Annotated in this window: 14 protein-coding genes and 1 pseudogene; 9 read left to right on the forward strand and 6 right to left on the reverse strand. The window is 62.5% G+C overall.

Annotated features, from left to right (window positions below):
• The first annotated feature begins 81 nt into the window (after positions 1–81).
• The 3 genes from LN139_RS01665 (at position 82) to LN139_RS24625 (ending at position 5086) form a co-directional block, all read left to right on the forward strand.
• The gene (locus LN139_RS01665) at positions 82–414 is read left to right on the forward strand and encodes a hypothetical protein (RefSeq protein ID WP_236358222.1); all 333 of its coding nucleotides are present in this window, start codon (positions 82–84) and stop codon (positions 412–414) included.
• The gene (locus LN139_RS01670; RefSeq protein WP_236358224.1) at positions 347–4432 is read left to right on the forward strand and encodes an RHS repeat-associated core domain-containing protein; all 4086 of its coding nucleotides are present in this window, start codon (positions 347–349) and stop codon (positions 4430–4432) included. The genes LN139_RS01665 and LN139_RS01670 overlap by 68 nt, the downstream gene beginning before the upstream one ends.
• A gap of 525 nt (positions 4433–4957) precedes the next feature.
• Positions 4958–5086: a hypothetical protein gene (locus LN139_RS24625; protein ID WP_268944804.1), complete on the forward strand. Its 129-nt coding sequence runs from the start codon at positions 4958–4960 to the stop codon at positions 5084–5086.
• Positions 5087–5120: 34 nt separating this feature from the next.
• On the opposite strand, the gene leuA is transcribed toward LN139_RS24625, so the two are convergent.
• From leuA to xseA, 3 genes are all read right to left on the reverse strand, one after another.
• On the reverse strand, positions 5121–6791 hold the full coding sequence (gene leuA / locus LN139_RS01675; protein WP_236358226.1) for a 2-isopropylmalate synthase: 1671 nt from the start codon (positions 6789–6791) through the stop codon (positions 5121–5123).
• A 309-nt stretch (positions 6792–7100) separates the two neighbouring features.
• On the reverse strand, positions 7101–7931 hold the full coding sequence (locus LN139_RS01680; protein WP_236358228.1) for a M23 family metallopeptidase: 831 nt from the start codon (positions 7929–7931) through the stop codon (positions 7101–7103).
• A 6-nt stretch (positions 7932–7937) separates the two neighbouring features.
• Positions 7938–9317: an exodeoxyribonuclease VII large subunit gene (xseA, locus tag LN139_RS01685; protein ID WP_236358230.1), complete on the reverse strand. Its 1380-nt coding sequence runs from the start codon at positions 9315–9317 to the stop codon at positions 7938–7940.
• Between the two features lie 84 nt (positions 9318–9401).
• On the opposite strand from xseA, the gene LN139_RS01690 reads away from it, so the two are divergent.
• The 3 genes from LN139_RS01690 to guaA all read left to right on the forward strand — a co-directional run bounded on the left by LN139_RS01690 (position 9402) and on the right by guaA (position 13213).
• Entirely contained in the window at positions 9402–9950 is a 549-nt protein-coding gene (locus LN139_RS01690; RefSeq protein WP_236358232.1) for a sugar ABC transporter ATPase, read from the forward strand.
• Positions 9951–10030: 80 nt separating this feature from the next.
• On the forward strand, positions 10031–11500 hold the full coding sequence (gene guaB / locus LN139_RS01695; RefSeq protein ID WP_236358234.1) for an IMP dehydrogenase: 1470 nt from the start codon (positions 10031–10033) through the stop codon (positions 11498–11500).
• A 135-nt stretch (positions 11501–11635) separates the two neighbouring features.
• Positions 11636–13213 carry a glutamine-hydrolyzing GMP synthase gene (gene guaA / locus LN139_RS01700; RefSeq protein WP_236358236.1) on the forward strand — a complete coding sequence of 526 codons (1578 nt, stop codon included), beginning with the start codon at positions 11636–11638 and terminating at the stop codon, positions 13211–13213.
• Between the two features lie 144 nt (positions 13214–13357).
• Here the strand turns inward: guaA and LN139_RS01705 are convergent, their stop codons facing one another.
• Positions 13358–14452, reverse strand: coding sequence for a hypothetical protein (locus LN139_RS01705; protein WP_236358238.1), 1095 nt, complete (start codon positions 14450–14452; stop codon positions 13358–13360).
• A gap of 37 nt (positions 14453–14489) precedes the next feature.
• Positions 14490–16328, reverse strand: coding sequence for an ATP-binding protein (locus LN139_RS01710; protein WP_442964365.1), 1839 nt, complete (start codon positions 16326–16328; stop codon positions 14490–14492).
• 309 nt (positions 16329–16637) lie between these two features.
• On the opposite strand from LN139_RS01710, the gene LN139_RS24630 reads away from it, so the two are divergent.
• Both LN139_RS24630 and LN139_RS24635 read left to right on the forward strand, forming a co-directional pair.
• Positions 16638–17636, forward strand: a complete 999-nt coding sequence (locus tag LN139_RS24630; RefSeq protein ID WP_268944805.1) for a type VI lipase adapter Tla3 domain-containing protein — start codon at positions 16638–16640, stop codon at positions 17634–17636.
• Between the two features lie 63 nt (positions 17637–17699).
• A pseudogene (locus tag LN139_RS24635) lies at positions 17700–18149 on the forward strand (type VI lipase adapter Tla3 domain-containing protein); the annotation flags it as partial.
• A 38-nt stretch (positions 18150–18187) separates the two neighbouring features.
• Here LN139_RS24635 and LN139_RS01720 read toward each other — a convergent pair.
• Complete coding sequence (locus tag LN139_RS01720) at positions 18188–19576, reverse strand: surface-adhesin E family protein (RefSeq protein WP_236358242.1); 1389 nt, start codon at positions 19574–19576, stop codon at positions 18188–18190.
• 206 nt (positions 19577–19782) lie between these two features.
• On the opposite strand from LN139_RS01720, the gene LN139_RS01725 reads away from it, so the two are divergent.
• On the forward strand, positions 19783–22947 hold the full coding sequence (locus LN139_RS01725) for a T6SS effector BTH_I2691 family protein (RefSeq protein WP_236358243.1): 3165 nt from the start codon (positions 19783–19785) through the stop codon (positions 22945–22947).
• The last annotated feature ends 10 nt before the right edge of the window (positions 22948–22957 follow it).

Genomic DNA, 22957 nt, shown 5'->3' on the forward strand with positions numbered 1-22957 from the left:
CGTTTGTACCGGGCCACAATGGAATTGCACCCGATGCTCACCCCTTTCAATGCCTGCAGCGCCTCGGTCATGGAGTGCTGCATGTCTGACGCCCTCTTCGCCGCCCGCCTGGGCGACGACCTGTTTCACACCTCGTTCATGGCCGACCTCACCTCCGGTGTGCTGGAGCTGGCTGCCTATGCCGCCGTAGGCGCCGCCGCCACCGCACTCGCCGGCGCGGCCTTGGCGGCGGTGGGCCTGACGGTACTCACGGCTGGTGTGGGCGCCTGCGTGCTCGGCGCTGTGGTCGGCATTGCGGTGGGCGTGGGCATGAGCCTGAGCGGCATGGACACCGGCCTCACCCAGTATGTGCGACGCGATCGGCAGCGGGCTGTTCCCGCCGACGGTGCAGGCGCACATCGCCACCGGCGCTAAAAAGACTTTCACCAACGGCAAGCCCGCCGCCCGCGCTGCCGGCAAGCTCGGTGCGCCGCAGCCGCCGGCCGGCGAGGCGGCGATCAAGCAGGCCGAGCCCAGCTACCTGGACATCGCCAAGTCGATCTTCTCCGAGCTCTGGCAGCCCACGGTCGAACCGGCGCCGCACCCGCTCGCGGTGCCCTGCGACGACGACAAGATTCTCTGCGACAAACACCCGCCCGGCACGCCGCAGTACATGGCACAAGGCTCGAGCAAGGTCAGCATCGAAGGGCAGCCGGCGGTGCGCAGTGGCGACAAGTCCACCTGCGAGGCCATCGTGGTGGACGCCGGCAACATCTCGCCCAATGTGCGCATCGGCGGGCCACCGGTCACGGTTCGGCCGATCAAGAGCGGCAAGACCCCAGGCATCGGCCTGGCCTTGACGGTGCTCGCGGCCCTGCGCGGGCGGCCGGGCAAATTCCTCAGCAAGCTGCCGTGCATGATGCTGGGCATGGTCAATGGCTTTGTGATGAGCCAGGTCACCAGCGCGATCACCCGCGCCATCAGCGCGTCGCCCAACCCGGTGCATGCCAGCACCGGCGCCAAGGTGCTGGGTGATGAACAGGAGCTGGACTTCAGCCTGCCGAGCCTGGTGCCGCTGGTGTGGCAGCGCTTCTACAACAGCCATGACGCACGACGCGAGGGCCTGCTTGGCGCCGGCTGGAGCCTGCCGTGGGAGGTCAGCGTACACAGCGGGCCGCTGGACGGGGGCGGCGAGCAACTGGTGTACACCGACGAGCAGGGCCGGCCCATCGAGATGGGCGCCATCGCTCCCGGCAGCGCCACCTACAGCGCAGGCTTCGGCCTGGTGGTGCGCCGCCACGCCAGCGGCGCGGTGCTGATCGAGGGCGACGACGGGCTGTACCGGCTGTTCGAGGCCACGCCCGGCCAGCCGGGGCGGATGCGCCTGGTGTTGCTCGGCGACCGCAACGGCAACCGCCTGCTGCCTGAATACGACGCGCTGGGCCGCCTGCGTGCGCTGGCCGACGACAGCGGCCACTGGCGCGTGGAAATCGCCTTCGACCCGGTGCATGCACGGCGCGCCGCCAGCGTCAGCCAGGTGCTGGGTGAGCAACGCGACGTGCGCGTCAGCTACCGCTACGACGCCCAGGGCGACCTGGCCGAAGTGATCGACGCCGAAGGCCGTCTGTGCCGGCGCTTCGCCTACGACAGCGGCCGGCGCATGGTCTACCACCGCCGCGCCGAGGGCCTGGAGTGCCATTACCAGTGGGCCGAGTTCGGCGACCACTGGCGCGTGGTGCGGCACTGGACCGGCGAAGGCGAGCAGTACGATTTCCACTACGACCTGGCCCAACGGCGGATGCACGTGCGCGACGGCCTGGGCCGGGTGAGCCAGCGCCAGTGGAACGCGGCGAACCTGATCACCGACTACCACGACACCCTCGGCCAGCACTGGCAGTTTCGCTGGAACGACGACAGCCAGCTCATCGCCATGCTCGACCCGCAAGGCGGCGAGTGGGCCATGGCCTACGACGCGGCCGGCAACCTCAGCGAACGCCGCGACCCGCTGGGCCGCACCGTCAGCACGCAGTGGCTGGGGCACTGGCCACTGCCGATCAGCGAAACCGACGCGGCCGGCCACAGCTGGCGCTACCAGTACGACCCGCGCGGCAACCTCAGCGCCGAGACCGACCCGCTGGGGCACGGCGCTCAGTACCGGTACGACGCCGATGGGCTGCCGGTGGAGATCATCGATGCCACCGGCAAACGCAAGGTGTTGCGCTGGGCCGCCAACCATCTGCTGGCCGAGTACACCGATTGCTCGGGCTACAGCACCCGCTACGCCTATGACGCGCAGGGCAACCTGGCCCAGGTTACCGATGCGCTGGGCGAGCGCACCCGCTTCAGCTACGACAGCCACGGCGCGCTGCTCAGCCAGCAGTTGCCCGATGGGCGCGTGGAGCGCTTCGAGCGCGATGCCGCCGGCAACCTGCTGCGCCACATCGACCCGGCCGGCAACGTGGTGCAACTGCGCTACAACACCCGCGGCCAGGCGCAGGAGCGCATCGACCCGCTGGGCCGGCGCCAGCAATACCAGTACGACGCCTACGGCCGGCTGCAGCGACTGACCAACGAAAACGGCGAGCATTACGGCTTTGGCTGGGACATGGGCGACCGCATCGTGACCCAGGCCAACCTCGACGGCAGCGGCCAGCAGTTCGCCTACAACGCGCTGGATCAAGCCGTAAAGGTCACCTGGCAACCCCGCCCGCAAGCCCCGGAAGCGCCCATTGCGCATGAGCTGGAGCGTGACGCCGCCGGCCAGCTCGTCGCCCTGCACACCGCCGACGGCACCACCCGCTACCAGCTGGGCGCCAACGGCGAGCTGCTCGAAGCCGCGTTCACCGACCTGGTAGGCAACCAGACCAGGGCCGCCTTCAGCTACGACGCGCTGGGCCAGGTCACCGCCCAGCAGGGCACAGCCGGCACCCTGGCCTTCGCCTACGACGAGCTGGGCAACCGCCAGCGCACCGGGCTGCCGGACGGCCGCTGGCTGAACCGCCTGTACTACGGCAGTGGCCACCTGCACCAGCTCAACCTCGATGGCCAACTGATCAGTGACTTCACCCGCGACCGCCTGCACCGCGAGGTGTCACGCACACAAGGCGCGTTGCTGGCTCATAGCGACTATGACCGCTGCGGCCGCCTCACCGCGCGCAGCCGCCGGCCGTTGAGCACGCCGCCGCAACTGCCGGCACAAGCCCTGAAGCACCTGCGCTGGGACGCCAGTGACCAGTTGGTGCTGCGCCACGAACAGCGCCCGGCGCTGGACCTGCGCCAACACCTGCACTACGACGCCAGCGGCCGCATCATCGCCAGCCAGAGCAACCTGGCTCACGAACAATTCGCCTTCGACCCGGCCGCCAACCTGCTTGACCCGGCGCACCCCGGCGGCTACGTCAAACACAACCAGCTGCTCACCTGGCAAGACCGGCGTTACCGCTACGACGGCTTCGGCCGCCTGGCGGAAAAACGCAGCGGCAGCCAGCGGGTGCAACGCTTCGAATACGACGCCCAGCACCGGCTGATTGCCGTGCACGACCGCCAGGGCCTGCGCGAAACCGTCACGCGCATGGCCTACGACCCGCTCGGCCGCCGCGTGGGCAAAACCCACAGCGACGCCAGCGGCCAGGTGCTCAGCGACACGCGGTTCCAGTGGGACGGCCTGAGCCTGCTCAGCGAACAGCGCCACGGCCGGGTGAGCCTGTACGTCTACGAAGACGACGGCTACACGCCGCTGGCGCGCATCGACGGCCAGGGCGAGCAGCAGCGCATCCGCTACTACCACGCCGACCTCAACGGCATGCCCGAGGAGCTGACCGACAGCGACGGCTCGACGGTGTGGAGCGCGCAGTACAAGGTGTGGGGCAGCACGCTGCACGAACAGCGCGACCCGGCGTTCATCGAGGAGCAGAACCTGCGTTTCCAGGGGCAATACCTGGACCGCGAGACGGGGCTGCACTTCAATACCTTCCGGTTCTACGACCCGGAGGTGGGGCGCTTTACTACACCGGACCCGATTGGGTTGGCGGGTGGGGTGAACCTGTATCAGTACGCGCCGGAGCCGATGGGGTGGGTGGATCCGTGGGGGTGGGCGGGCTGTAACGCACGTTTCCCATCACGGCGGGCAGCGCTGAGAGCTGCAAAAAAAGACGCGGGCATTCTGAAAAATGCTGTTGCACAAATGAGGTATGCACCGTTAACCGACAGAAACGGGAAACAGGTCATAGGGAAAAATGGGATGCCTGTGCAAACACGCGAATACTTCTATCAAAATAGACACGGCAAGACTGTCGTCATTCAGGAGCATTCCCAAGGGCATATCTACGGGCCTCCCGGTACCCAAGGCAACCAGGGTGCGCATTTCAATGTCAGAGAATATGACCCGTTGAATCCGGCCGCCTATCGAAACAAGACTTTCCCGGGAGTGTTTGATCATTATGAGTTCCCTTGAGCCTATCCAATGGTGGGAGCCCTTGCAGGGTGCGGAAAAAGCAAGGTTCATGTTTTCCGGCAAGGTATCTTTCGCTGAAGTTTACATCGAGAGCTTTTCAAACATTGCTCGGTCGATGATAAAGATGATCTTCTTGCACAAGGGGTTGCCCCAGGCAGTCCAAAGAAATGGGAGGCGGCCGGGTTCGATGCGGTTCGGCTGATCGTCAGCTTTACCGAAGTGGAAGCACTGGCGATGCAAGGCGTTGGCGCGGGGCTATGCTGCAGGCCTGTTTGTGCAGTTGAAGGTGGCAGATTATCGGTACGCGTGCCCGCTCATTCTTTCGAGCTCTCCTTCCAGGCAGGCTTTGGTTTTCTCGAGGGTATCGAGGGTATCCGTTTACTCGCTGAAGACGACTACTTTGATTAGTGACTTGCTGCCAGCAAATGTGACGGCAGAGCCTAAGGGATTGTTAATGCATTACCGCCTTTTCAGAGCTTTGGTATCGCTGTGAAGTGGCAGGCATCATTAGCGGCAAGGAGCAAGATGGCAACGCGCAGAGCCTTCGAAGAGGCCGTTCTGGCCGACGTCAGGCGATTACTGGGCCAGGCCGCAGAGGAGGGAGGTGCGGTGGCTGACTTGCGCAAAGTACTCAAGGCGTTCACCGCAAACTAGAGAGAGGCGCCTTGCGGCACCTCCTCAAAAGCGATCAGGCCGCTTTCGCTTCCTTGCCGCTCAACGCACGGTTCAGTGCACTGAACAGCGCTTTGAAGCTGGCAGTGGTGATGTTCTCATCGATACCTACCCCATGCAGCGGCCGTTCGCCGGCTACGCGCAGCTCGATGTAAGCCGCTGCCTTGGCGTGGGTGCCGGCGCCGATGGCATGTTCGCTGTAGTCCATGATCTCGACGTTGATCGGCAGGCTGGCGACCAGTGCTTCCAGCGCGCCGTTGCCTTTGCCTTTCCAGTGGAGTGTTTCACCGTCGCTGCTGACTTCCACGTTCACCGTGCTGTTGCTGTTCTCCTCGGTGAGGCGGTGGCTGACCAACGCATAGGGCAGGTTCGCCTGCAAGTATTCCTTGTTGAGCAGGGCGTAGATCTGCTTGCCGGTCATTTCCAGGCCCAGGCGATCGGTTTCACCCTGCACTACCTGGCTGAACTCGATCTGCATGCGGCGCGGCAGGCTGATGCCGTATTCCTGCTCGAGCAAATAAGTGATGCCGCCCTTGCCCGACTGGCTGTTGACACGGATCACCGCCTCGTAGCTGCGGCCAATGTCGGCCGGGTCGATCGGCAAGTACGGCACTTCCCACAGAGCGTCGTCTTTCTGTTGGGTGAAACCCTTGCGGATCGCATCCTGGTGCGAGCCGGAGAACGCTGTGTGCACCAGGTCGCCCACATAGGGGTGGCGCGGGTGTACAGGCAACTGGTTGCACTCTTCGACCACCTTGCGTACGCCATCGATGTCGGAGAAGTCCAGTTGCGGGTCGATGCCCTGGGTGTAGAGGTTCAGTGCGCAGGTGACCAGGTCGACGTTACCGGTGCGCTCGCCGTTGCCGAACAGGCAACCTTCGACGCGGTCGGCGCCTGCCATCAGGCCCAGCTCGGTGGCTGCAACGCCGGTGCCGCGGTCGTTGTGGGTGTGCAGGCTGATGAGCACGCTGTCACGGCGATTGATGTGGCGGCAGAACCATTCGATCTGGTCGGCGTACACATTCGGTGTAGCGACTTCCACGGTGGCCGGCAGGTTGAGGATGATCTTGTGGGCGGGCGTCGGGTTCCACACCTCGATCACCGCATCGCAGACTTCCTTGGCGAATTCCAGCTCGGTTGCGCTGAAGGTTTCGGGGGAGTACTGGAAGGTCCACTCGGTTTCAGGTTGTTGGGCGGCGTATTTGACGAACAGCTTGGCCGCGCTCACCGCGATGGCCTTGACGCCTTCCTTGTCCTGGTTGAAGACGATGCGGCGGAAAGACGGGCAGGTTGCGTTGTACAAATGCACGATGGCTTTCCTGGCACCTTTGAGCGACTCGAAGGTGCGCGCGATCAAATCTTCGCGGGCCTGGGTGAGCACCTGAATGGTGGTGTCGCTGGGGATGTGGCCGTCTTCGATCAAGGTGCGCACGAAGTCGAAATCGGTTTGCGAGGCGCTGGGGAAGGCCGCTTCGATTTCCTTGACGCCCACTGCGACCAGCGTCTTCCAGAAGCGCAGCTTTTTCTCCGAATCCATCGGCTCGATCAGCGACTGGTTGCCATCACGCAGGTCGGAACTGCACCAGATCGGCGCCTCGGTGATGGCTTTGGATGGCCAGGTACGGTCGGGGAGGTCGATGGTCGGGAAAGCGCGGTACTTGCGGGAAGGATCTTTGAGCATGGTCATGGGGCTGTTCCTTGTACGGGCAGCCGCTTGATCGCGCGGCGCGCCCTTGAATCGAAAAAGGTGAACGCTGGAGGGCAGGGCTCAGGCCGATAGTCGATAGCTGACCAGGCACAGGCTGCGGTGCTGGCGAAGCAGAATATGGTTGTTGGTGTTTTTCATGGCTAAAACCCTAACCAGTGCGCGTTAACATCGCAAGTAGCTTGGAAAAATTGGTAACAAAACCTAATTATTCAGCAGGTGAGGCGAATTCTGCCGCTTTGCAGGCCGTGCCTTACTGGCAATTGCCCGCCCTGCGCGGCGCGCGCAACGCTATGGCTCGAATGCGCCGATGAAGATCGCAGGGTCGACGCGCGCGTCGTTCAGGCTGACGTTCCAATGCATGTGTGGCCCGGTGGCGCGGCCAGTGGAGCCGACGCGCCCCACCACCTCGCCACGGGCCAGTACCTGGCCGTTCTGCACATCGATCTTCGACATATGGCAAAACATGCTGATGAAGCCTTGGCCATGGTCGACGAACACGGTGTTGCCATTGAAGAAATAGTCACCGATCAGGATGACTTTGCCAGCGGCCGGAGACTTGATCGGGGTACCGGCGGGTACGGCGAAGTCCAGGCCAGCGTGGGGGTTGCGTTCCTCGCCATTGAAGAAGCGGCGTACACCGAAGCGGCTGGAAAGCTTGCCGCCGACTGGCCTGTCTAGCAGCAAGTTGCTCGGGGTGTTGGGGCTGAAGCTGCGGTAGGCGCGGGTCTGCTCGGCCAGCTCTTTGTCGATGCGTGCGAGGTCCGCCGGGTTGGGATTGACCTGCCGCTGGTTCTTCAGGGTGATGCGTTGCTCGGGGTAGCGCTTGCTGCCGAGTCCGAAGCTCAGGCTGCGTTGTGCTGCGCCCTCGCGCACCTGAATCGACTGCGCGCCCGGCTTGGCGGACAGCGGCAGGCCCACGATAGCGCGCCAGTTGGCTTGTTCCTTCACTACCAGCACTGGTTTGCCGTCGTAAAACGCCTCTGGCGCGCTGGGCGCCTTGCCCAGGTCGAGCACAGCGACCCCACCCGGAACGGGGTGGTTGAGCTGGCGGGTCAGGTAGCTGTCGGCCAGGGCCGGCAGGGAGGCGAGGCAGAGCAGGGCGGCAAGCAGCAGGCGCATGGGCGGTCAATCCAGCAGGGGCAGGGTGATGGGGGCCAAATGGTTGTCCTCGACGCGTACGCTCAGTTCACCTTCGCCCAGTCGGGCACTCAGGCGCTGGCCTGGCTGCGTTTGCGCGGCGTTGCGGATGGCCTGGCCACGCTCGTCTAGCAAGATGCTGTAGCCACGGCCGAGGGTCGCCAGCGGGCTCACCACATGCAGGGTTTGCATCTGGCCTTGCAACAGCAGGCGGCGAGCCCTGAGCTGGGCGTTGATCGCGCCCGGCAGGCGAGCGGCCAGCGCGGCGAGGCGCTGGCGCAACTGGCCGACCGCTCGGCCGGGATGTTGTGCCGCCAAGCGATTTTGGAGCTGTTCGAGGCGTTGCTGGCGAGCTTGCAGCGCGCGCTGGTGAGCGCGGCGCAGGCGCATGTCCAGATCGTCCAGGCGCTGGGCCTGCTGGCGCAAGCGTTCGCCGGGATGGCGCAGGCGCCGCGCCAGGCCATCGGCGCGCAACCGTTCGTGGGCCAGGCGCCCGCGCATGCGCAGCAACAGGCGGCGCTGCAGCGTTTCGAGGCGCAAGCGCAGGTCGCTGTTGTCCGGGGCCAGCAGCTCGGCGGCGGCCGAGGGTGTCGGTGCGCGAACGTCGGCGACGAAATCGCTGATCGACACGTCCGTTTCGTGGCCCACGGCACTGACGATCGGCGTCTGGCACGCCGCCACGGCCCGCGCGACTGGCTCTTCGTTGAAGCACCAGAGGTCTTCCAGCGAACCACCACCCCGGGCCAGGATGATCGCATCGAAACCTGCGCGATCAGCCAGGCCCAGCGCACGCACGATCTGCGCGGTGGCTTCGCGGCCTTGTACGGCGGTGGGAATCAACGTCAGGGCCACCTGTGGCGCACGGCGGCGGAACGCACTGATGATGTCGCGGATCACCGCGCCGCTCGGCGAGCTGACGATGCCGATACGCTTGGGATGGCGCGGCAGGGCGCGCTTGGCCTCGGCGGCGAACAATCCCTCGCCGGCGAGCTTTTCCTTCAGCGCCTCGAACGCCAGGCGCAACGCGCCGTCACCGGCAGGCTCGACGGTTTCGAGGATCAACTGGTAATCGCCACGGCCTTCGAACAGCGACACCTTGCCACGCACCCGCACAGCCAGCCCTTCACGCAGCGCCTGGCGCACGCGCGCGGCGTTCTGCCGGAACAAGGCGCAGCGCACCTGGGCATTGCCGTCCTTGAGGGTGAAATACACATGGCCAGAAGCGGGGCGGGCGAGGTTGGAGATTTCGCCTTCCACCCAGATGCTGCCGAACACATCCTCGAGCAGCAGCCGCGCGCGGTTGTTCAACTGGCTGACGGTAAGCACTTCGCGGTCCAGGCCCAGCCTGGCAAAGGGATCGTTCATCATGCTCGGCACTATAAAAGAAAATCGCCCGGCCTGCGCCCGGTGAAATGATAGAATCCCGGCCTTTGAGCTCGACACGGCGCAGTCATGGCCAACCAGTGCATTCTTGTTCCGAACATTTCCACCGTCCCCGGCCACGAGGCACTGGCTTCGCGCATGCTGCGCTGGCTGCTGCACAAGAATGTGGTCGACAGCCAGCTCACCACCTGCGGCGCCATCGGCAATCGAATGGGCTATGCCACTGCAGCCGGTGCGCGGCGGGTTGCGCGGGCGCCCGAGCGGCTGCCGTTCGACGAGCCGGTCAACGGCCTGCAGATCATTACCAAGCGCTGCATCTATACGCCTGGCGAAGGTTTCAATGAAGAAGCCGGCTGCCCGCATTGCCGGCGTGAAGTGGGCGAGCCGTTGTTCGAAAGCCTGGACGAATGGTTCCCCGGCCACACCGATAACTTCATGTGCCCGCTGTGTGGTTTCGAGGACGACATCAACGGTTTCCTGTTCCTCGAACCTTGCGGCTTTTCCAACCTGGGGTTCATCTTCAACGGCTGGCAACCGGCCGGCTTCACCGATGCCTTCGTCGCGGCCTTTTCCGATCAGCTAGGCTTTGCCGTGCGGCAGGTGAACGTCAAGCGCTAAAGGGCCATTACTGCGTTGAGTGGCGCCGCGTTCATCGGTATAATGCCGCGCTTCCTTTTTCCCGCACGGGAGCCCCCGCGATGCTGCGTATCAGCCAAGAAGCTCTGACTTTCGACGACATTCTGTTAGTGCCCGGTTATTCCGAGGTGCTGCCAAACGAGGTCAGCCTCAAGACCCGTTTGACCCGTGGCATCGAACTGAACATCCCGCTCGTTTCCGCTGCGATGGACACCGTGACCGAGTCCCGCCTGGCCATCGCCATGGCGCAGGAAGGCGGCATCGGCATCATCCACAAGAACATGACCATCGACCAGCAGGCCGCCGAGGTCCGCAAGGTCAAGAAGTTCGAAGCCGGTGTGGTCAAGGACCCGATCACCATCGAGGCCGACGCCACCGTGCGCGACCTGTTCGACCTGACCCGCCAGCACAACATCTCCGGTGTGCCGGTGCTGCACAACGGCGACCTGGTCGGCATCGTCACTTCCCGTGACGTGCGTTTCGAAACCCGCCTCGACATCCCCGTTCGCGAAGTGATGACCCCGCGCGAGCGGCTGGTCACCGTGCGTGAAGGCGCCGGCAAGGAAGAAGTCCGCCAGTTGCTGCACGAGCATCGCCTGGAGAAGGTGCTGATCGTCGACGAGGCGTTCCAGCTCAAGGGCATGATGACCGTCAAGGACATCGAGAAGGCCAAGGCCTACCCGCTGGCCAGCAAGGACGACCAGGGCCGCCTGCGCGTTGGCGCGGCCGTCGGCACCGGCAAGGACACCGGCGAGCGCGTCGCTGCACTGGTTGCTGCCGGCGTCGACGTAGTGGTGGTCGACACCGCCCATGGCCACTCCAAAGGTGTGATCGACCGCGTGCGCTGGGTCAAGGAGCACTATCCACAGGTACAGGTCATCGGCGGCAACATCGCCACCGGCGAAGCGGCCAAGGCACTGGTCGAGGCAGGCGCTGACGCCGTCAAGGTCGGCATCGGCCCAGGTTCCATCTGCACCACTCGTATCGTCGCCGGCGTCGGCGTGCCGCAGATCAGCGCCGTGGCCAATGTGGCCGCCGCGCTCGAAGGCACTGGCGTTCCGCTGATCGCCGACGGTGGCATCCGCTTCTCCGGTGACCTGTCCAAGGCCATCGTGGCAGGTGCCTACGCCGTCATGATGGGTTCGATGTTCGCCGGTACCGAAGAGGCCCCGGGTGAAATCGAACTGTTCCAGGGCCGTTCGTACAAGTCCTACCGCGGCATGGGTTCGCTGGGCGCCATGTCCCAGGCTCAAGGCTCGTCGGACCGTTACTTCCAGGACTCCTCCGCGGGTGCCGAGAAGCTGGTGCCGGAAGGCATCGAAGGCCGCGTCGCCTACAAAGGTGGCCTGTCGGCGATCATCCACCAGTTGATGGGCGGCCTGCGCTCCTCGATGGGCTACACCGGCAGCGCCGACATCGAGCAGATGCGCACCAAACCCGAGTTCGTGCGCATCACCGGTGCCGGCATGGCCGAGTCTCACGTTCACGACGTGCAGATCACCAAGGAAGCCCCGAACTACCGCGTTGGCTAAAGCCAGCGGCAAGCTAGAAGCTTCAAGCTGCAAGTCGTCAATGGCAGCTTGAGGCTCGCCGCTCACTGCGGCCTCACCACCACTTGCAGCTCGAAGCTTGCAGCTCGCAACTTCCAGCCTATTCCGAGAGCTACCATGGCCCTTGATATTCACGCCCACCGGATCCTGATCCTCGACTTCGGCTCCCAGTACACTCAGCTGATCGCCCGCCGCGTGCGCGAGATCGGTGTGTACTGCGAACTGCACCCCTTCGACATGAGCGACGAGGCGATCCGCGAGTTCGCACCGCGCGGCATCATCCTGGCCGGCGGCCCGGAGTCGGTGCACATGGCCGACAGCCCGCGCGCGCCGAAGGCTGTGTGGGACCTGAACGTGCCAGTGCTGGGCATTTGCTACGGCATGCAGACCATGGCCGAGCAACTGGGCGGCAAGGTCGAAGGCTCCGAGCTGCGTGAGTTCGGCTACGCCCGTGTCGACGTGGTCGGCAAGAGCCGCCTGCTCGACGGCATCGAGGATCACCTGGACGACGACGGCGTGTTTGGCCTCGACGTGTGGATGAGCCACGGTGACAAGGTCACCTCCATTCCCTCCGGCTTCCACGTGCTGGCCAGCACCCCGAGCTGCCCGATCGCCGGCATGGCCGACGACACCCGCGGCTACTACGGCGTGCAGTTCCATCCCGAGGTCACTCACACCAAGCAGGGCGGCCGTATCCTGTCCCGCTTCGTGCTCGACATCTGCCAGTGCGACGCGCTGTGGACCCCGTCCAAGATCGTCGACGACGCCATCGCCCAGGTGCGTGCCCAGGTCGGCGACGCCAACGTGCTGTTGGGCCTCTCCGGCGGTGTGGACTCGTCCGTGGTCGCTGCGCTGCTGCATCGCGCCATCGGTGATCGCCTGACCTGCGTGTTCGTCGACAACGGCCTGCTGCGCCTGCACGAAGGCGAGCAGGTCATGGCCATGTTCGCCGAGAACATGGGCGTGAAGGTGATCCGCGCCAACGCCGAGGCCCAGTTCCTCGACAACCTCGCCGGCGAACCGGACCCGGAGAAGAAGCGCAAGATCATCGGCCGCACCTTCATCGACGTGTTCGATGCCGAAGCCAGCAAGCTGCACAACATCAAGTTCCTCGCCCAGGGCACCATCTACCCCGACGTGATCGAGTCGGCCGGCGCCAAGAGCGGCAAGGCCCACGTGATCAAGTCGCACCACAACGTCGGCGGCCTGCCGGAGGAGATGAACCTCAAGCTGGTCGAACCGCTGCGCGAGCTGTTCAAGGACGAAGTTCGCAAGATCGGCCTGGAACTGGGCCTGCCCTACGACATGGTTTACCGCCACCCGTTCCCGGGCCCGGGCCTGGGCGTGCGTATCCTCGGCGAAGTGAAGAAGGAATACGCCGACCTGCTGCGCAAGGCCGACCACATCTTCATCGAAGAGCTGCGCAAGGCCGATTGGTACCACAAGGTCAGCCAGGCGTTCGTGGTGTTCCAGCCGGTCAAGTCGGTCGGTGTTGTGGGCGACGGCCGCCGCTACGCCTGGGTCGTGGCCCTGCGCGCGGTGGAAACCATCGACTTCATGACCGCACGCTGGGCGCACTTGCCTTACGAGCTGCTGGAGACGGTGAGCGGGCGCATCATCAACGAGATCGACGGGATCTCGCGGGTGACTTACGACGTGTCCAGCAAGCCGCCGGCGACGATTGAGTGGGAGTGATCCTGCGCCTGGCATTGCCCGGCACGATCTAGCGAAAAATGCCCTGAAGCCCGCGTAATTGCGGGCTTTCGGCTTTTTGGGTCTGGCAACTTCCGGTAGCGTTCTGCATCGCTCAGCGTGGGCTCTTTCCTGGCCATCGACTCCTCAGCGCAACTCCGTCCCATCCAGGAGGCAAACAGCATCAATCTGCTTCGCCAGCGACTCCAGCAGCGCCTGCGCACCACAATCCCGGCGCAGTCGCCCGGCATGCTCCCGTGCCCGCGTCAAATGATCCCTAGCCTGCACCAGATCCCCGCGCTTCAGTGCCGAAGGAATGCTGATAGCGGCGACTTGAATGACCAGCCGGTGTGCGCCGTGATGACCATGCTGCTCAATGACCTCCTGCAGCAGCTTGCCCAGCGCTGGAGTGTTGCGCTCCGGAGCGCGCCGCAACAGCTCCTCCAGCGCTCGTAGCCAGAACAGGCGGTAGCGTGGAATCAACTCATCTTCAGCCAGCAGCAACGCCCAAGCCTCGTCATCACGTTGTAGCTGGGCGAGCACCTGGGCCTTGTACATCAATCGCTGCTGCCGCTGGGTCGGCCACTCGCTGCCTTTTGCACTCGCATCCCACTCGGCCATCACCGCCCAGGCTTGTTCTGGCCGCTTCAGCCGTAGCAGGGTCGCTATTCGCACTTCGTGCATGCAGCTGAAAATCCGTTGCCCTGCGGCCAGGATCTTGCCTTGCTGCTCGTTCAGGAACGCCAAGGCGTCCTTGGGGCGCCCGCCGTCGAGCAGGGCGTCGGCTTTTTCGTAACTCATGCAGGAAAAGCAGCCCGTGCTCGGCGCCAGCCGTTGCAAGGCTTCGTCACAGACCGCGATCCTTTCCTCGGCCCAACCCGCACCGTCTACATTGGCGTAGCACGCCACCAGGTCCTGGGTCACGCAGACCGATTGCGGGCACTGCCGGGCATCTTCCCGGTTGGCACGCTCGAACAGCGCAACCACCTGCGGCAGGGCCGTTTCCCCTTCCAGCAGGCTGCCGACGCGATTGCGCATTTCCCAATGGCCGACGAATACTTCCAACCACGGATTGTCGACGCTCTTGGCCAGCGCCTTGACCTCGGGAAGCAACGCCCGAGCCTGAGCGACTTCCAGGTTGAAGATGTGTTGAAGCATGCGATCCAGCGAATCGACCGCTTGCCGCTTGCCCGACTCTCGCAGCTCGTCCTTGAGTGCTCCAACCCAACTCCAGATATCCATGTACATCACTCTCCACTCGAAGCCTTGAGTTCATCACTCATCTGGCAAGCAATACTTGCATCGACTGCGCCAACCCTTCCAGAGCCTCTGTCAGCAGAGAGGTGTTCTGCGCTGTGGCCTGCCCGGCGATGATGACCTTGAACGCCTTGAGCAACCGCGCCGCATCCCAGGCGCCCGGGGGATTGCCGTCTATGGCGTGGATCAGGGCCTGGATAGCCGGGTTGGCGAAGTTGAGATAAAGGCGGTGAGCCGCTTGGGCTTCTATCTGGTGCGTATATTGACGAGCCAGGTGCAAGGCTGCCGATGCGATGTGCCGATCCGCTTCGTCGCTTTCAAGCCGGGCCTTCAACTGCGCTTCGTGATTACCGACCACCACCAGTGGCAGTGCCTCAGGCGCGAAACGCGCCACCACCAGTTCTTCGTTCACCGCCAGCCGCGTGCTCAGCCAGTCGAGTTGTGACGCCGGCAGGCTCACCGGCGTGAACAACTGCCGGTTTCCACTATCACTGCCCAACTCGACCAACTGAACCCCTTGCACCTCACACCAGAGGCGCAGGAACGGCAGCACGGCATAACGATTGCCTTGCGCCACGGGAAACCCCAAGGCATGGAACAACATCGTTTCGAATCCGTCGTTGCTGTCCAGCAACACGTGGACGGCACCCTCGACCACCAGGCTTCTAGCCAGCAGGTCTCCTTGGGAGGTGGGGATGCGAAGGCTGTCCTTGAGCAGGTCGAAGAGGCGCTGGTCGCACAGGGTCGCCCCCAGCAAAGACTCGTTATGGCGCAACAGCACCCTTCGCCAGGCCTGTGGCTGATGTTCCGCGAGCCCGACCAGGCCGGCGATCAGCGCCTCACCAATTGCACCGCGAGCCGAGTCGTAATGCTGATCGCGCTGCAGCGCTTCGCGGCTCGCCGTCGGGGTCAGGTGCCTGGCCTCGATCACCCCGCCGATGAAGCCTGCCCAAGGCGGCAACAGGTCGCGGGCATTGTCGTCGAGCAGCATCCCGCGCAGGAACACACTGAGATTGCGGTTATCGTTCGAACCATAGGTCACGCCGTCCTGAACCCACAGCAACCCTTGCAGATCGGGTTGTTCGTGCGAGCCCACACGCATGCAACAGATCGGTTCGAAGGTGGGCTCGAACTGGCTGGCGAACGCCAATTGTCGTTTGTGCAACTGCAACGGATGCAGGCCGCCGGCCGCAGTCAGTCGCCAAGGTGGCGATTCCCGGTTGATGGGTTCGCCAGAGTCCACACCGACGTGGATGGGCACGTCCAGCAGCGCGCAATAGCGCTTCAAAATTGGACGCAAGAGCGCAGCCTCGGCCAGGGCGCAGTGTTGCTCATGCAATTCCAGGATGACATGGGTGCCCACCGGCCGCGCCTCGCAGGGTTCTACGCTGTACTGTTCGGCATTGCTGGACTGATAACAGAACCCCAGGTTTGGCTGCTGATAGGACGTGCTGCGAACGATGACCCGCTTGGCCAGTACAAACGCCGACAGAAACCCCAGCCCGAACATGCCGATCAGCGCTCCTGCATCTTCGCCGGCGTCGCGAAGGCCGCGGGTGTAGCCAACACCTACTGTCGCAAGGTAAGCGTGAATCTCATGCTCCGTCATGCCGGCGCCGGTATCGATGATGCTGATGGTGTTCGACTGGGTATCGCCGTTTACCTTTATTTGCCCCTCGCCGCGCCAGCCATCTTCCAGGCGCCGGCGCAGAATCGAGTCATGCGCGTTCTGTACCAGTTCACGCAACGCAACGATGGGCGTGGAATACAGGTGCTTGCCAAGGACCGACATCAGCCCCTTGAGATCCACGCCCGCCCGATGGATCCGGGCGTAGTCATTTGTCGCAGAACTGTTGTGCATGTCCATAATCGACCATTTGAAGAAAATCCACTTTCATTGGAAACAGCGTTGCGACTGCGCATTCTATACGGGCTGTGGATCAAATGCCGTCGATGCTGGTGAGGGCGATGGGGCTTTGCCTGCACTCGCACCGTCGCGAAAATCGGCGAGCAGTTCAGAGGAGTTTTCCGTGAACACCTGGCGGGGCGCGCTGGTACCCTTGTCAGAAGGCACCGGCCTGGAGCTCACCGGAACCGAGCATTATGGTTTGGGCCTATAGGTGCATGCAGCTACATCCGTGCTTCAACCAAAGGAATGGAGTCAAAGAACTTGGCAGATTCATGCGCAACACTCTCTGCGCTGATCGTGGGCGCAGGCCTCTTTATTTTCGGCGGTCCTTTGACCGGTAGTGCATACGCACAAGGCATCGCCGCCCAGAGCGCACCCACCTCGCAGCTCGAGCAAAACCGTCTCGACGAACTGGGGGATCATTCGCTGGAAATACGTGGCGCGGGTGTGGCTGTAGGTGAGTGGTATCAGACGGCGCTGTGGGGGCTGATCAAGAAAAAGAATGACAATTCCAGCTCGATATTTTCCCAGCGGCCCGAGGACTACCCGTCGGACCTGGATTCCCGACAAAACGTTGCAGATTTCGCGGTGCGTGGAGCCTTCAAGCATTCCGCCGGGCATGCAGTGGCCTACTGGCCAGTCCCTGCATTCGCCTTGGGGCCCCCCAAGCGGCCGGAACTGATAGGCGCGACTTCACTGATTCTGGACGGAAGAAACGCGGCGACTTTGGGTGTCACTCTGTTTGTCGCCGAGCACTCGAGCAATACCGCGCACGCGCAAGAGACGATCGAGCGGCTCTACAGTTTCATGGAAGCGAACAGCACCGTTCCGGAAGTGCTCATCGTTTCTGAAGACGGGGATGTGGTACGTGATGGCCGGGGCCCACAGGGACGCCCGAGATTGCCGCAGTTTGGAAGCAGTGTGCCTGTCATATACGAGAGTGTTGCAGGGCTGTTGCTGGCCCGTTCAGATCGAGTTGACCAGTATCTGCGCCCTTTCGCAGTCCAGGAAAAAGAAAACAATCAGGATAAATCTACGGACCTGGGCAAACTCTGGGCTTTTTACTGGCAGAAGGCTAAAGGTTACGGCGAGTATTATGCAGCGCACGAGCGCGAACAGCAGATTCGGCCCTACTTGGAACCGGGTACGATGTCCCGGGCCTATTGGCAGAGTCAGCTTCCTGAGTTAATGAAACAAGTAACGAACCGAGGGCCGGGCGAACTTCCAGCCTTCAGCGTGGTTACCTGTTCGATGGGCTGAACATCAGGTCAAAGAGTTCGATGACTCTCCGCTGCTGGGCTACCTGCACCCCCCGTCAAGGTTTCGATGCGGGATGAAAATGGAAAAACACTCAAACCTGCTCTTCAGGCCAAAGCATTGCAAGCGGGATGGCTAAAGGCGGTGGAAGGCCTGCCTGCTGGCCTGAAACCAGTGCGGGTTTTCTACGACAGCGTCGAAAGCCCCGACGGCCAGGTTGCTTTGGCCACCGCCTTGCGCACTCTGAACGCCGACGGCCATGGCCTGGACCTCGGCGATGTAGAGCAGGGCTACGACATCGGCCGCCGGTTGGGCAAGACCGGTGTCAGCGGCCCGATAGTGCAGATCGGCCTGGCGACTTTTGCCAGCTATCTGGAAGGTGGCGCCAGCGCAGTGTTGTACAACGGCGCCGATGGCAGCCTGAGCGTGCAGATGGTGCGGCCACCCAGCGAGGAAGCAAAAGCCATTAACGCCAGGCTTCGTGGTGCGGATCCATTTGCTCGCGGCGGGTCATAGGCTTTGCCTGAGCGACCTCTACCGGAAGCGGCGCTGCGCTACCTCGCATTTTCCACATGCATATCCAGCGCAGTGATGCCCTTGTCTTCAGTGCGTGCGTGATAGAAGAAGCCGTAGTCCGCGAGGTAGTAGTAATGCTCTTTCCGAGGCAGTACGAAGCCGCCACGGCTTTCGCGGCAGGCCAGGGTTTTCGCGTTGCCTTTGAAGTTGGCGTGCAGTTTGTTCGCGGGTTGTTCGCCAGCCACTGTGCACTCGACCGTGATGGGTTCTTCGCCCAGGTTCCCAAGTACGTTGCTGGCCAAACTGCGTGTGACGGTATAACCCACGGTGCTGCCCACATTCATATGTTGCCAGTCCCCCTGAAAGGCCAGGCTGCTGACCACTATGGTGTTGTGGGAAAGCTTGGCCTGCGACCGGCCGGAGAGCGTCAGTAATCCGCGCCAGCTGATCTGGCGCCCGGCTTCGTTCCTGGCTTTTTCAGCAATCGCAAGTTGCCCGGTCGCAGGGTCCGTAGAGAGGGTGAGTTCGGTGCCGTCACTCCACTGAGTTTCGCCGTTGCTGCGCGTCCCGGCCAACTCGATGTAGCTGAGCTGCCTGGACGGCGCTGGCATGTGCAATTGCTCGATACTTCTCAACACCGCCGGATTGACGTCGGGCAGTGCATCGGCCGCGACGGTCGCTTTGCTGCGTGGCTTGGCGGCAGGCAGGGAGGCCAGCGAATCGGGGGCAGTGCATACGCGCTCGAACAGCTTCGACAGGTCGCCGTCCGCTGCGTTGATGGCTTTGGGCGAGGGGAGCCTCTCGACCTGCCCGTCGGTTACCTCGTTCCTGGCATTGAGGTAATAGGCCGCCAGCAGCGTCGCGCTGCGCGCAGAGCAATCCATCGCGTAATGTTCGCGTGTCTGGGTAAAGGGCGCGGTGTTGATAGGGCTGATACCCGCTTTGGGTTCATCGTGGGCCGCCCAGAACTGCACTTTGCCGGCCTGTTTCTGCACACTGGCGATGTCGAGCAGCAACTGTTGTGTTTCGCCAGTTCCAGCCACCTGCCGCCAATCCGGCAATGGCAAGTTCTTGCAGGCACGAGTGAAGTCGCTATTGCTCATCAGCGCGGCAGAGTATTGCGCAGGCAGGGGAGTTGCTGGGGTGTAGTGGCCGAGATTACCCGGATAAAAGCGCCTGAAGTTGAACGAGTAGGCCAGTTTCACCTGGGGCTGTGAGCAGGTGGCTGCGAACTGGGAGGACTTCCAGAAGGGCGGGCCCGAATCGGTTGGGTCGGCTACCTGAAAGTTGATCACATCACCTTCACGCATCACGCTGTTCGGGGTGAAGGGCTGTTCAAGCAAGGCTGCCTGCTTGTCTGCCGGCACCTGATGGCTGGCGCATGCTGCAAGGCTCATGAAGGTAATAGGAAGAATCGAGCGTCGCACCGGTATCTCCAGTCAGTCCATTGATCCGGGAATGATTGCATACATTCGTTCAGCAGGTGCCTTTGCATTGAACAGCAAGCCTGCAAGCATAGGGCGTGATTCCAGATGAGGCGCACCCGTAGCAGTAAGAACTCAGAACTTAGCCAATTTCACCCCTTGCTTCAGCATGTTCCCATGCGGCCCTTTCCCAGCCCATGGACGCGCGCATGCAAGGCCCCTCCGACCTCGACACCCTGCTCAGCGAAGCAGACCCACTGCCCGACGGCCAATGCGCGGCATGCGGCCGTACCGGCCTGCCGATCCTGCTGTTGCGCAAGGCGTTCGCGCCGCCAGCAACGAACACCAACGCACAATTGCTGCCCGGCGCCACTCACGCCACCGCCTTCGACCTGCGCCTGGAGCAACTGCGCACCTTGCGCCAGGGCTATGTGTATGTGCTGCTCGACGCCCGCGTGTGGCAGGCCTACGAGGTCAGCGAGCAGGGCACCCTGCGCCAGATCATGCCACTGGAAATGCCGCTCGCCCGTCCGGCGCCGTTGACCCAAATGTGCGTACGCGCAAACCACATGCTGCCGGCGGCCTTCCTGACGTTCGACACCCAGCGTTACCGCAAGGCCTGGATCGCCTTCGCCAACGACCCTTGGCCGCGCGCGGTGCTGGATCGCTACAAGAACGCGATTGCCGCTGGCCACCTTGAGCTGAGCAAGCGCTTCAAAGCGCTGGATCTGAAGAGCGTACGGCAGCAACCCGACGCGCACGGCATTGCCATGACCGGCGAGGACATGAAGTTGGGCGAGGTGCTGGAACATGCTGCCGACCAGTACCTGGCGTTCACCAGCATGCACGGTTATTACTCGCGCCGGTTCGGGCCGGAGGAAGTTTTCCGGGGGTACATCGCCTCCTTGATGGCGCGGGAAAAACTGCCGAACGGGGTGCTGGCTTTGGCTTTGGAAGACCCTGTCGGCGTGGTGCAGGAGGTCAATGCCCAGCGCCTGTTGCAGTTCAAGGCCATGCAGGCCTGGCGCGGCGAGCCGCAGCGGCGGTTCGAGCTGTTCACTTCGCAGGCATTGGTGGGGATTCGCGGGGCTTACCTGCGGGCGGCAGTGCAGCAGGCCGAGCAGGAAACCAAGGACCTGAGGGCCAGACCAAAGCGGCAGCCTGTGATGGTAGGCGTCCCTTTGCCTGATGAAACGAGCGAGACGAAAGCCGAACAACGTAAGGAGGCTGCGCAGCAATCAGCCCTGGAGCGGCTGGAAGAACGCTACGACGAAAGCGCCCGTGCCGCATTCGAAAGCGGCTACCAGCGAGAGCTGAAAATCTGGCAAGTCAGCGTCGATGCCCTCGGGTGCACCTACAAAAGCCAGTTCGAAAACCCCGGGTTCGCGCTGATCGCCCAATACGATTACGACCCGGCCTCCGAGCTGTCGATGCAAGCCTTCATCCTCATGATGGCCGCCTCAATGGCCGGCGGCCCCACCGAACAGATACTTGCCGAAGACCAGGCGCTCGGCCCCACGCAACAACTGTGGCTCACCCTGCTGGAAGATCACGACAGCCTCGTCTATCAGACCCTCCTGGCCAAACAACGCCCCCTGATCGAGCTGATCCAGCAAGGCCTGGCCGGTGATGATCTGTGGAAAACCTACGACGTGATCAAAAGCATCATCACCAGCGACGAAGGCATGAAACTCATGGTCAGCCCCGTGCAGGATGCCATCGGCCAGCTGCTCGCGGCCGTTCTCAACGCCCAGCAAACCCTCGGCCCGCGCCTGCGCCAGCGAACCCGCGACCTGATCGGCCACAGCCACAGCGCCGCGTTGCTGCGCTACGCCGGGCTGCACATGAGCCAACTGGTGGTGTCGCTTACACCGAGTGAATACCTGCGGATGCTCAACGACACGCTGCAGACGCAAACCCGCAAGTTCGCCGACAAGCTCGACCAACAACTGCGCAGCCCGTTGCAGAGCAAACTGCGCGCCACGGTGCTGAATACAGCGTTTACCGCAGCTATTGCCTACCCCAATGGCAAGTTCATCGACGTCACGCTCTGGGCATTGGAAAGCGCGGAATCGCTCAAAGCCAAGATCATGCGGCTCAGCGCCATGGCCAAACCCGTTGCGGGTGAAACGTTTCGTACGGTTGGCCTAGGCAGCGGTGGGTTGCAAGGGCGGTTGGCGCAGTCGGTTCAGGGGCAGCAACTGACGGCGGGGCACGCCCGAGGGCTGGCGACCGATGTGATGGACGACACACGGCGAGCACTGGCCGGGATGGGGACAGGGAAGTTCGGGTTGTTGCTGAGCTTGGGCGGGGTGTGGTTTCAGCAGGACAGTTTGCTCAGGAACTACAAGGCATTGCAGGTGGTGTCGGGGGAAGAGCATTCCGAGGCGGTAGCGGCGGTGGGATCGGCGACGCTGGGGGTGATCGGGATGGGGGTTGAGGCGGCGGGGGCGGCGTTGAAGGTGGCCAGTTCGATGCGGGTGTTGAGTGCGCAGGGTGTATTACATGCGAGTGAAAAGATCATCAGGGGTGGCGGGTTTCTAGCGTCTTTATCCGGAGCGCTAGATAGCATTCAGTATTTTATCGCTTATGAGCGAACTTCGAGACAGGGAGATTTGAAATCGTCGAAGGAGTATTTTCTTGCAGGCTTCGTGGCCGCGGGGTCCGCTGGAATACTGGCTTTCCATGCAATTGGGATCGCGTTAGTGATGCATCCGTTAGCGGTCGGCTTGATGCTGCTTTTAGCAGCTTATGCGATTTATGGGTATGCAAAAAAGAACGAATCGACATTGTTGGAGAAGTGGGTGCGTAAAAGTTGCTGGGGCTTGCCTAAGGAGCAAAGATGTTGGAGTTTGGCGGAGCACATGGATGGGGCGGTCAGCGAGCTGAACTCAGCTCTGGTAGGCGCTTCCGCTTATCTGTCCATCTCGTGTACTGCCGCTATCGGTGAATATGACGGACCTATGCTATTAATGGGAGGTGGCTTTGCTAATAAGCATAAGGCTTTATTAAAGTTTGACATATCGCTGCCCAAATTCAGGTGCGAGGCTTCTCAGTATCAATGGACAATCTACGCAGGCAGTGCAGGCTCTGGAAAAAGCTTGCCCATATTCAGTGGTAATGAGAGTGGGGATCGCGAATACGGCCATGATAGAAAAGCGGGAACGGGGGAGGAGAAAACGGAATATAGAGAGATTCATGATGATAAAGATACAATGCTCAGAAAAATTAGTGGCTGGATTGATATCCATCTATATGGTTCTATCCAGAGTTTTGAAGTGCAAGTCGATTATTGGATTGATAAATCGATTGATATAAGGCCTCTAAAAATTAAACACAGGATGCTTGTGGTTGAAAATCAATTTCTTCAGTAGAAAATCGAAG

Source organism: Pseudomonas sp. KNUC1026, assembly GCF_021650705.1.
In the GTDB taxonomy this organism is placed as follows: Bacteria; Pseudomonadota; Gammaproteobacteria; order Pseudomonadales; family Pseudomonadaceae; genus Aquipseudomonas.